This is a genomic window from Calderihabitans maritimus (genome assembly GCF_002207765.1).
Taxonomy (GTDB): domain Bacteria; phylum Bacillota; class KKC1; order Calderihabitantales; family Calderihabitantaceae; genus Calderihabitans; species Calderihabitans maritimus.
Genome location: NZ_BDGJ01000005.1, coordinates 1 through 11544 on the forward strand (window position 1 = coordinate 1; position 11544 = coordinate 11544).

Annotated in this window: 8 protein-coding genes and 1 pseudogene; 8 read left to right on the forward strand and 1 reads right to left on the reverse strand. The window is 45.6% G+C overall.

What is annotated here, in order from left to right; all coding sequences use genetic code 11:
* Positions 1–423: pseudogene (locus KKC1_RS01100) on the forward strand (anaerobic carbon-monoxide dehydrogenase catalytic subunit); the annotation flags it as partial.
* A gap of 55 nt (positions 424–478) precedes the next feature.
* On the opposite strand, the gene KKC1_RS01105 reads toward KKC1_RS01100, so the two are convergent.
* On the reverse strand, positions 479–1195 hold the full coding sequence (locus KKC1_RS01105) for a YybS family protein (RefSeq protein ID WP_088552676.1): 717 nt from the start codon (positions 1193–1195) through the stop codon (positions 479–481).
* Positions 1196–1388: 193 nt separating this feature from the next.
* Here KKC1_RS01105 and KKC1_RS01110 point away from each other — a divergent pair, with 193 nt between their 5' ends.
* The 7 genes from KKC1_RS01110 to KKC1_RS01145 all read left to right on the forward strand — a co-directional run bounded on the left by KKC1_RS01110 (position 1389) and on the right by KKC1_RS01145 (position 11326).
* Entirely contained in the window at positions 1389–3161 is a 1773-nt protein-coding gene (locus KKC1_RS01110) for a cytochrome c3 family protein (RefSeq protein WP_088552677.1), read from the forward strand.
* 367 nt (positions 3162–3528) lie between these two features.
* A complete protein-coding gene (locus KKC1_RS01115; RefSeq protein WP_088552678.1) occupies positions 3529–4638 on the forward strand; it encodes a cache domain-containing protein in 1110 nt (369 codons plus the stop codon).
* Positions 4639–5165: 527 nt separating this feature from the next.
* Positions 5166–8183: a formate dehydrogenase-N subunit alpha gene (gene fdnG, locus KKC1_RS01125; RefSeq protein ID WP_143288648.1), complete on the forward strand. Its 3018-nt coding sequence runs from the start codon at positions 5166–5168 to the stop codon at positions 8181–8183.
* A gap of 33 nt (positions 8184–8216) precedes the next feature.
* Positions 8217–9008 (forward strand): 4Fe-4S dicluster domain-containing protein, encoded by a 792-nt coding sequence (locus KKC1_RS01130; protein WP_088552681.1) that lies wholly within the window; start codon positions 8217–8219, stop codon positions 9006–9008.
* 6 nt (positions 9009–9014) lie between these two features.
* Positions 9015–10199: an NrfD/PsrC family molybdoenzyme membrane anchor subunit gene (nrfD, locus tag KKC1_RS01135; protein ID WP_238134155.1), complete on the forward strand. Its 1185-nt coding sequence runs from the start codon at positions 9015–9017 to the stop codon at positions 10197–10199.
* Between the two features lie 79 nt (positions 10200–10278).
* Complete coding sequence (locus KKC1_RS01140) at positions 10279–11088, forward strand: formate dehydrogenase accessory protein FdhE (RefSeq protein ID WP_192868018.1); 810 nt, start codon at positions 10279–10281, stop codon at positions 11086–11088.
* A gap of 31 nt (positions 11089–11119) precedes the next feature.
* On the forward strand, positions 11120–11326 hold the full coding sequence (locus KKC1_RS01145) for a Sec-independent protein translocase subunit TatA/TatB (protein WP_088552683.1): 207 nt from the start codon (positions 11120–11122) through the stop codon (positions 11324–11326).
* Positions 11327–11544 lie beyond the last annotated feature (218 nt).

Sequence of the window (11544 nt, forward strand, 5' to 3'; positions counted from 1 at the left end):
TGTAATCTTGCCGCCCTGGATATAGTTGGACCGGGTCTTAAAGAAGTTTGTGGCAGTTTAAAAATCCCGCCGGTTCTCAGTTTCGGTACTTGTACCGACACGGGACGCATTTCCCTTCTGGTAAACGATGTGGCTAATGCTTTAGGTGTAGATACCGCCGACCTGCCGGTGGCAGTGACTGCCCCCCAGTACCTGGAGCAGAAAGCTACCATAGATGCCATATTTGCCCTGGCTTTCGGATTGTATACTCACCTTTCCCCCACTCCGCCGATAGCAGGAGGGCCCGAACTGGTTAAATTGTTGACCGAGGATATAGAAAAACTTACAGGAGGTAAAGTGGCCCTGGGAGATGATCCCGTCAAAGCGGCCGATGGAATTGAACAGCACATCACCAGCAAAAGAGCCAATTTAGGATTAGCATGAACAACTCCTGCCTGAAGGCAGGGTTTCTATATGTCTGTGGCGCGCCCGGACGCGATCACATGATTGACTTTAAAATACGGTTGCATGTCATATCTATTAGAAATACCCAGGCTGAACTATAAACCAGGCAGAATAAAAAGATGAAGGAGTTGGCCAGGATTAGTCCTTGCTGTGCTATCATGCCGGAGAATTCTATGCCGGCGATAAAGGTCAGGGTAACAATGCCTGTAAAGAGTCCTAAGGCGCCGAACAAAACCAGTATTCTTTTGGCGAAACCGTAATAAATTCCGCAACCAATAATTAACCCCAATAGACCGGTATTGAAGAGAAGAATCAGTGTGCTTACAGGCTGAACGAAAAGAACCAAAGCTGCAGCGACTAATAAGGTGAACACCCCGTTTGCCGGGTTTAAGCTGGCCGCTATGGCTACCGGAAGGGTACTGAAGGCGCTGATAAAATATCCTGGTCCCGGAAAAAAGACGTACGAAATCTGTAACCCAAAGGTTAGCGCGGATAACATTCCGCCCATGGTTGCCATTTTAACCCAGCCATCAGCAGTAGAGGTTTTTCTAAGTTTTGGAACAGTAACGCTCACAGTTTTACGCCAGTATTTTCGGTCTTTTTGTTTAGTAGCCAGCAACAGAACAAGCAAAGTTCCACCCCATACCGCAAAGTTTAGGGTTAGGTGGGAGGAGCCTTTAATTTTAAAACTCAAAAGCCAGGCGGCTACTAACGCGAGGAGCAACATTTTCAGGAAAAAGTTTTTTCTCAAGAGCTTCTCCTCCTGGGGGTAGTAATTAAAAGAGTACGCTAACCTTGAGCCTTTAACTCTGAAGAGTCTCTATATGATGGTCATGTTTCCCTAACTATATTATTATGAAGAAACTACGTAATTGTGATTATAAAGATTTTTGTCTACGGGAATGTTGTTCGGGAAAGAATATATGTAAACGGAGGTGTTAAAATTGGTAAGGAAGTTCAGGTGGATTATTTTAATCGTGGCATTGTTTCTTCTCATAGGTGCTGGGATATACACTTTTTACGTCAAGGCTCCTCCCGTTCAGCTGGTCAGTAGTTGTGTCTCCTGTCATGGGGATAAAGAAGCTATGGAGAAAGCCGGATTCCCCGAATTCTACATAACAAATGAAATGGTAGTCAAACAAAGCCGCATGCCCGGAGTCAAATGTGAAGACTGCCATTTGGGCAATCCCAAAGCGACCGACAAGACCGAGGCACATGAAGGCCTACTCAGGGACATGGTTATCGGTGTCAGCAAGACCTACAAGATGGAACCCACCGATGATACCGTAGTGATCGGGGTCCGTAGTGATAATGATGTCAACAAGCTTCTTCCTTCTATAGAGGGGATAAAAGTTCTGGGCCTGGTTTACGGGCTAAAAGAGAAGGGTTTGTTGACTTACGATCCTGAATTAGCACAAAGGACTTGCGGTAAATGCCATGAAAAAGAGGTTACAGAATACAACGCAACACCTATGGCTTCTTCCAGGTTTCAGAGCCTGAATACCGATCTGTTAACCATTGCCCCGCATAATTGCAGGCCATGGTTAGTATACAGTGACGCACAGAAACGGCTCCTGAAAGAACAACTGGGCAAGGGAGCAGCCGAGATATATGTCTCGGGTCATAACCTGGACCGACTGAATTCGCAGATGGCAACCAAACTGGGTTTAAAAGAAGCTTCTGCAGCCCAGAGGGCGTGTAACCGTTGCCACGCAGGGTGCAACGATTGCCATTATGTACCCCAGAGTGGAGACGGCTCTCATGTTTTTACCAGAACCCCCCCGTCCAACACCTGTTATGGAGGGGGAAGAGGGTCCATATGTCACGCGGGGCCGGAAGACCGGCGCAGAGGTGCTGGATACTTTCGTGGAGATTATGCTTTTCCGGCGGGGTTGCCCACCGGTGCTCATGTTCAAGCCGGGGTTGAGTGCTTGAACTGTCATGAAACGAAAAATCATGATGTAGCCAGGCGAGTTGACCGACAAAAGGTTTGTGGTAAATGCCACCCCCGCCAGGTAGAGGATCTAAGCGCATCGGCTCATCGGAATGTGGCCTGTGAATCATGTCATATTCGAGAGGTAGGCGGATACCAGGCGACGGTCATGGGTTTCGGAAAGACCTCTGGTCTTCCTTTCCCGTTGACCAAGCACAAGCAGTATTACGGAATCCTTCAGCGGCCGCTGTTGATCAAAAACGGGGAAGGAGTATGGATCCCTGTAAAGCCGGTTCCGCATGTAGTACACGGCGTGAAAAAACAGGTCGATCCTGCGAAGCAGGTTGCCTTCCGGAATATCGTTCCTTACCGTACTGACTCTCAGGACGCTTACTATACTGTAGGTACCGTTGATGCCCCCGATGGAACCCGTTCTCTCCTCTGGATCCAAATGGACAAAATGTCTCATGCTTTAGGTCCGGGAAGAGAATGCCAGGACTGTCACGGGACGGGACGGCAAGTATATGAGGCCCGGTGGACTTACAGCGGTCAGGGGGTGACGGAGAAAATATCAGGAAGCCACCTTGTGGAGGCAGATGAAAAAGGACTGCGGATTACCCAGATTAAAGTACAAGATCCGGTTCCTGTAGGTGAAGGATATCGACTGGTAAATTTCGCCTATTGGATTTATGGAGAGAGCTTCCGGGTGCCGGGAGATTTTTCCTTGCCCCAGATTGATACTGAATTTTATCGAGGTGACCCGCATAAAGTAAAAGCGCAATAGAGCGGGGACTGTTATGGGAAATGATTTTGAGCCAGACGCGAAGAAAGGGTAATGAAAAACTAGAGGAGGTTTCGAAAATAAAGTAAATTATTTTATTTTTTTTATTTTTTTATTATACAAATACGCGTTTAATCATGGTTCACATCGGCACGCGTGGGACTTACACCCATAACCTTTTCCTGAAAGAACAACTCAGTGCCGTCAGTAAAGATAAGTTTTACTGAGATCCAGAAATCTAATGTTTGACAGGCCTGTTTTTGAGGTATATTATATTATTTGGTCAATATAATTGCGTAAGTTCTGAAAAGTATTTATTAATGGTTTAAGTTTTTTAATGAAGCTTTTACGATAAAGGTGGTGAGGGGTTATGCGTTCCCTCAAGCAGCAACTTCTATTTTTAGTAATTGGACCGTTGCTCCTGCTGTCCATCAGCACGACTTTTATTATTGGAATTCATATGAAAGACCGTGCTGAACTGGCTGCCATAACCAAGGCTAAAAGTGACCTGGCAACGGGTGAAGCCATTATCGATTTGATGTACCCCGGTCCCTGGGAAGTACGAGACGGCGTCCTTTACAAAGGTGGAGTCAAGATTAATAATAATTTCATTCCGGTAGATTTTATCGCTAATTTAACTGGCGATACGGTGACTATTTTTCTCGGTGATACCCGTGTTTCTACTACAGTGCGTAATAAGAACGGTGAAAGGGCGATAGGAACTAAGGTTTCGGATATTGTAGCCACTACCGTACTAAAATACGGTCAGGAATACCTTGGAGAAGCTAATGTGGTAGGTGAGTATTACCAGACGGCATACAAACCTATCCGTAATCAACAAGGGAATATTATTGGAATGCTGTACGTCGGAATTTCCAAAAAATTTTCTAATCAAATGATCCGCAACTCCCTAATAACTCTTGTAATCATCAGCGGAGGGTTAACTCTTTTGGTAGCTCTGGGGGCCTGGTATTTTACCCAGCAGGTAATTATCGGTCCGCTCCAAAAGATAACTATGGGTACCAGAGAGGTAGCTTCCGGTTATCTTGGGAATAAATTGGAAATTAAGAGCCAGAACGAAATTGGCGAACTTGCCGCTGCTTTCAACCAAATGGTGGAAGGGCTGCAACGTCTGGCCTTACAAATTTCTAAAGCTACCGGGAATGCTGGGAACGGTGCTGAAGGTAACCTTCCTGATGAAAATGGGAAAAAGCAAAGTCCTGGTTTCAACACTGAGAAAGCGGATGTAGAAGATGAATTACCCAAAGGTTTAAATGAGGTGACTTTAAGGCAAATATTGGCTTTTTTAGAAAGCAAAGATATAGCCATGTCTGCAGAGGAAGTAGGGGAGGGGGTTAATCTAACCAGGGTAACGGCGCGCCGCTACCTGGAATATTTAGAGAAAAACGGACATGTAGAGGTAGAACTCAAATATGGTACCGTAGGCAGACCTGTAAAATTATACAAAAAGATTTCCTAAGATCCCGGCAAGGGGTCTTTTTTATTGGGTTTTGAAAATTAAGATCTATAAATTAATTTTATTTAATTTAAAAATTTGTGCCCTGTTTTCTTTAATTTAATTATTTACAAAAAGTTGTACTGGCTAAGAAAAATTGTTAAATTCATTTTGCTACAATTTTTTGAATTTTAGTCTTTTGTTTGAATAAAGCAAAAGCTAAAGCTACCGGCGCTAATGACTTGATAATAAAGCCATTAGCGCTCAGGCTTTAGAGTTGTCCGATGGGCATTTTTATTCAGTCATTCTTACTAACTAAAGGGGGTGGTGCAAATAAGGGAGGGGGCAATGGCCGCGAGAATTTCCAGAAGAGATCTTCTCAACATTTCAGGCGTAACTGCCGCTACTATTACTGCAGCCCAGCCGGATAACAGTATGCAAATTTTGAGTTAACAGCGAGATGTTAAGAGATGAAATATTTATATTAGTTTGAAAATAATGAAAAATTATTACTTTTAAAAGAATTCTGGAAGGGAGGTCTGAAGAAAACGATGGCTGGATTAAGTAGGAGAGCATTTCTCAAATCTTTAGGTGCCAGTACTCTTGGTCTGTCTTTTCTGGGAGGGATTACTGATTCTGCTGATGCTTCACAAAAATCACCTATTGACCTGGGACCTTACCGCTTGAAGTTTACCCGGGAGACTACCACTATTTGTCCTTACTGTGCTGTGGGTTGCGGTATTATTGTTCACACTCAAGAAGGTAAGGTCGTTTATACTGAGGGAGATCCAGACCATCCCATTAATGAAGGATCCCTTTGCCCTAAAGGATTATCCATTTCTGATTTAAGTTTTATAGTGGACAAGAATAACAAACGTGTGCCAAATCCTAGACGTTTAACCAAAGTTTTATATCGCGCGCCTAGAAGTGACAGGTGGGAAGAAAAGCCTTGGGACTGGGCGCTGAATAAAATAGCTGAAAGGGTTAAGGCAACCCGTGATGCTACCTTTGAGATCAAGGATGAAAACGGGGTTGTGGTAAATCGCACCCAGGCCATTGCTCATTTGGGCAGCGCTTCTATTGATAACGAAGAAAACTATTTAATGCACAAGTTGGCCCGGGCTCTGGGTATTATCAACATTGAACACCATGCCCGTCTCTGACATTCCACTACTGTGGCCGGTCTGGCCAATTCGTTTGGTAGAGGAGCAATGACCAATCACTGGATTGATTATAAGAATTCAGATGCCTTTTTGGTCATAGGTGCCAACCCTGCCGAAAACCATCCGCTGGCCATGAAATGGATTAACAAGGCCAGAGAGACCAGAGGGGCTAAGCTTATCGTAGTAGACCCGCGATTTAGCAAAACCGCAGCTCAGGCGGACATTTATGTGCGCCACAGACCTGGCAGTGACATTGCGTTTATCAACGGTCTTATGAACTACGCCATCCAAAACAATCTGTATCACCACGAATATGTGGTGAACTATACCAATGCTTCCTTCTTGGTTAATCCGGAGTATGGCTTCCACGATGGCTTATTTTCAGGATTTGTTGATGGAAAATACGACAGAAATTCATGGCAGTACCAAAAAGATGGAGACGAAATTAAAAAAGATCCCACCCTGCAGGATCCTAACTGTGTATTCCAGTTGCTGAAGAAACATGTATCCAGGTATGATATTAAAACCGTGAGCGAAATAACCGGTGTACCGGAAAAAGTTTATCAAGAGGTATGTGAAACTTTCTGTGCAACCGGTCGACCGGGCAAGGCAGGTAACGTTATCTATGCCATGGGTATTACCCAACATACCCACGGGGCCCAAAACGTTCGGGCTTTGGCTATCCTCCAGCTATTATTGGGTAACATCGGTATTCCCGGTGGCGGGGTAAATGCCCAGCGCGGCGAAAGTAACGTTCAGGGATCCACTGATCTGGCTATGCTCTACCACCTCTTGCCTGGGTATCTAGGAATGCCACGGGCTAACAAACATGCAAATTTACAGGAATACATTGAAAAAGAAACGCCCAAGAGCGGTTATTGGTCCAATAAGCCCAAATTTTTAATCAGCATGCTGAAGGCCTGGTACGGTGAAAAGGCCACCAAAGAGAATGATTTTTGCTTCGATTACCTTCCGAAATTAACTGCCGGGGAACATTCCCATATGGCAATTTTTCAGGATATGATGAGAGGCAAAATCAAGGGCATGTTTGCCTGGGGGCAAAATCCAGCCGTGGGTGGTCCCAATGCTTCCATGGAAAGAAAGGCCCTGGAAAAGTTAGATTGGCTGGTAGTTATTGACCTCTTTGAGACGGAAACCGCTGCATTCTGGAAAGCTCCGGGTGTTGATCCTAGAAAGATTGACACGGAAGTATTCTTACTACCGGCTGCTGCGTCCTACGAGAAGGAAGGGTCCATTACTAACAGTGGTAGGTGGATACAGTGGCGTTATCAAGCCATAAATCCCCCCGGAGATGCTAAGAGTGATTTATGGATTGCTGATCGGTTATTTAAAGCTGTCAGGGAACAGTACCGGAAAGACAAATCTGCTGTATTCCCTGAACCAATATTGAATATGGTATGGAACTATGACAAACCGGGCCAGGAGGAGCCCGATGTTGAACAGGTGGCCATCGAGCTTAACGGCTATGATGTTGCTACCGGCAAACCACTGAATAGTTTCGGAAAATTAAAAGATGACGGCTCTACGGCGTGCGGTATGTGGATTTACACCGGTTACTATGCGGACCGGGAGAAGCCTGCTTGCAAGAACCGTAATCCGGAAAAGGATGGTCTGGGTTCTAACCTGGGCTGGGCCTTCGCATGGCCGCTGAACAGAAGGATACTCTACAACCGTTGCGCTACTGATCCTAAGGGTAAGCCCTGGAATCCTAAGCTCCCTCTTTTTGCTTGGAACGGCGTAGACTGGGTGAAAAACGACGTTCCAGATTTTAACGCCAAGGTGTCACCGGAGGTGTCGGCCGCAAATCCGTTCATTATGCTTCCTGAGGGCCACGGCAGGTTGTTTACCCAGGGTCTCAAGGACGGTCCCATTCCGGAGCATTACGAGCCTGTGGAAAGCCCGGTAAAGAACAAAATGTCCAGCAGGCAGTTTAATCCGTGTATAACCTTCTACGGTCCGGAACTGGGAGAGTTAGCCGAGGTAGGCAGTGATGAATATCCTTACATTGCTACTACCCACCGTTTAATCGAGCACTACCAGAGCGGTGCCATGACCAGGAACTGTCCATACTTGGTTGAGTTAATGCCTGAAATGTTTGTGGAAATATCACCAAACCTTGCCCGAAAGCTGGGTATCAGGAATGGGGATGAAGTGGAAGTAATTTCCAAGAGAGGTAAGATCCGTGCCAAGGCGTGCGTAACCCCGATCATGAGGGCTGTCAAGGTAAACGGTAAGGAATGTGAAGTTGTGGGCCTGCCCTGGCATTGGGGTTACCAGGGACTGGCTCCGGGTAGCACCGCCAACGACTTAACACCTTGTGTGGGTGATCCCAATACAGCTATTCCCGAGTACAAGGCGTTCCTTTGCAACATCAAGAAAGTTTAGGGTTGCCGGCAGGCATAACAGGAGGTGTGATAGGTGCCAAAGGGGATGCTGATCGATATATCGAAATGTATCGGTTGTCGAGCTTGCCAGGTTGCATGCAAGCAATGGAACAACCTACCTGCAGAGAAGACCACATTTAATGCAGATTGGAGTAACCCTCCCAAGCGTTCTGCTACTACCTGGACCAAGGTGGATTACCACCTACTGGAAGAGGAAGACGATATTAAATGGAAATTTGTGAAAACCCAGTGCATGCACTGCTTGGAACCGGCATGTGTGTCGGCCTGTTTTGTTGAAGCGTTTAAGAAAACTGAGGAGGGAGCGGTAGTATACCAGGAAAACAAATGCGTAGGGTGTCGTTATTGTATGTTGGCATGCCCGTTCGGGGTCCCCAAGTATGAATGGGAAAAGAGATTTCCCGCGGTGAGAAAGTGCCGGTTGTGCATTGACCGCCTGGCACAGGGACTGGAACCGGCCTGTGCCACGGCGTGTCCTACCGGAGCCATTAAATTTGGTGAAAGAGATAAATTGGTAAAGGAAGCCTGGGAGCGGATTAGGTCCGGTAGAGGAAAGTATGTCGAACATGTATTTGGGGAGAAAGAGGTTGGAGGGACATCGGTACTTTATATCTCTGACGTACCGTTCGAAAAGTTGGGCTTCCCCGCCAACCTACCCCATGAACCGCTTCCCGACTATACGTGGAAGGTGCTTACCAAGATTCCCGGCGTACTAGTTGGGTGGAGCGCTTTGCTAACCGCCATGTACTTCTATACCAAGCGGCGCAATGAGCTGGATAAGCCTGAGAAAGATAGCCATAGGGGGTGAAAAGAGTTGAAACGTAGAAAATTCAGCTTTAAGATAACTCCCTTTAGGGTAGTTTTGATGTTCCTGTCAGCCCTTTTTATAGGTGTTTCTATTTACCGTTTAATTAACGGACTGGGCGTCGCCACTAACCTCAGCGACGAATGGCCTTGGGGTCTATGGATCCTTGTAGATGTCAAGCTGGGCGTTGCTTTAGCGGCCGGTGGTTTCACCACCGTGGGACTTTACCATATTTTCGGCGTGAAGAAGCTAAAACCCATTGTTAAGCCTGCGGTCCTTACCGCTTGGTTGGGATACCTAATGGTAGGTGTTGGACTACTGTTGGACCTCGGGCGGTGGTATAACTTCTGGCACCCCATTGTATACTGGGGACACCATTCAGTAATGTTTGAACTTTTCTGGTGTGTGTTACTGTATACCCTTGTCCTCACGGGTGAGTTTGGCCCCACCATTTTCAAAAGACTGGGGTGGAAAGGGATTGCTAAAGGGTTAACTGGTGTTACCATACCTTTGGTTATTTTAGGGATTGTTTTATCCACCCTGCACCAGTCATCGCTTGGTTCTTTATACATCCTCATGGCTGGCAAGTTACACCCGCTTTGGTGGAGTATGTTGTTACCTGTGTTCTATTTCCTGACTGCGGTGGCGGTGGGTCCCGCTATGGTTACGGTTGAGTCATACTTAAGCGCCCGGGCCTATAAGCGGGAATTTGAACTGGATATTATGCAAACCCTGGGTAAATTCTCGGCCTGGGTTTTGGGCATATACTTTGTACTCAGGCTGATAGACTTGGCCTATCGGGGTTACCTGGGTGCCGTGTTTTCAGGGACCTTGGAAGGCAATATGTTTCTGCTGGAGATTATGTTGGGAGTAATTTTACCCCTTTTAATCTACCTTGTACCAAACTTCCGTAAAACGGTAGGGGGAGTGGTTACCGCTGCCACATTGACAATCGTGGGTGTGATTCTTAACCGTACCAATGTGGTGTTTACAGGTATGTGGGCTTCCGCCGGGACAAGTTATGTCCCGTCCTGGATGGAAGTGGCAATTACCCTTGGCCTGATATCCACTGGAGTATTAGCCTACCAGTTCTTTGTAGAAAATTTTGAGGTGTTCGCTGAAGAGAGCCATGAGAGTGAAGGTGCATTAAAGATGGGGAGACCACAAAAGTTCGGAACCCGGGTCGCCAGTTAAAATTTGTTTTTCATAAGCGGGAATGATTTTTGTCATTCCCGCTAATCTTCCAAAAGCTAGCGTAAAGGGAGTTGATTTCATGCCAACGGAAGAAGCTCGGCAAGTTATGTCCCGTATGATAAACTTTTACGATGAACTCTTACAACTGGATTTGGAGGAAGAGGCTCTGAAAATAAGCAAGCCGGGAGAAGATGCTCTACAACAATGGCTTTCAGGGACACCGCTAATCAAGTGTCATTTGCCCACTATAAATACTTCCTTTTTTTTACAGCTAATGGATAAAGTGAAAGATTTAATAGTTTCATACCAACCAGAACGTCAAGAGGAACTGAGCAAAATCATCGACGCTTTGAGGGATGATGTTCAGATGCAGCAATCGTTGGCTGCCGGTTTATTTAACCTTGACCAGCAATCGATATATAGTATAGCCGCGCAGTGGGGAGTAGCAGTGGAACAGCTAGAATTGTTATTAAATCACACATTAAAGTTATTTCTACAACGTTATGCCCAGCGTGTCGCTCCCTTTCTTGATCTAAAATATTGGGACAGCGGTATTTGTCCTGTTTGTGGTAATGTTGCCCATCTTGCTCGTCTTGAAAAAGAAACGGGTAAAAGATTTCTGTACTGTTCCTTGTGTGATACAGAGTGGCCGTTCAAGCGGGTGGCTTGTCCCCGGTGTCTAAACGAAAATCAAAAGGATTTGCAGTATTTCACCGTTGACGGCCAGGAGAAATACCGGGTCTATACCTGCGCAAAATGTAAGGGGTATATCAAGACTGTTGATGAAAGGAAAATGGGTGGAAAAACTGTTGATATGTTCCGGGAAGATTTGCAGACGATTCATTTGGATTTATTGGCCCGGCAGGAAGGCTACAATGTTATTAGTTAAGATAAAATTTGGTTAGGATGGTGATGGCATTATGTTCACTTTTGCATTGCTACCCAGCATAGGTATGCAGGAATTAATTATTATCCTTGTTCTTGTGCTTATTATCTTTGGCCCGGGTAAGTTGCCGGAAGTAGGCAAAGCTATCGGCAGGGGAATAAGAGAGTTTCGTAAAGCATCAACAGATGCTAAAAAAGAATTGGAAGAAGCTACTGACATTGCAATAGAAAAAAGAGAATAAGAGGGGCCAAATTTCGTTTTTATAATGTGTACACAATAGTGTACACTTTTTGTTTGTATGCCGGAGTTTCAGATCGCTGGGGTAACAAGTGGAATACTTTGGAAAAATTTTTTCTCGCCGTGGAATGGCTGGCAATAAGAAATTTTAGTCGTTTAATATTTTGATCACCGGTCGCGATTTGAAAAATATGGTTGAAATAAAAGTTATTCCGGATTGGA

Bases quoted from the DNA above. Each gene is read 5' to 3' on its own strand.
- KKC1_RS01115 (WP_088552678.1), top strand. From the start codon at position 3,529: ATGCGTTCCCTCAAGCAGCAACTTCTATTTTTAGTAATTGGACCGTTG.
- KKC1_RS01140 (WP_192868018.1), top strand. From the start codon at position 10,279: ATGCCAACGGAAGAAGCTCGGCAAGTTATGTCCCGTATGATAAACTTT.
- KKC1_RS01145 (WP_088552683.1), top strand. From the start codon at position 11,120: ATGTTCACTTTTGCATTGCTACCCAGCATAGGTATGCAGGAATTAATT.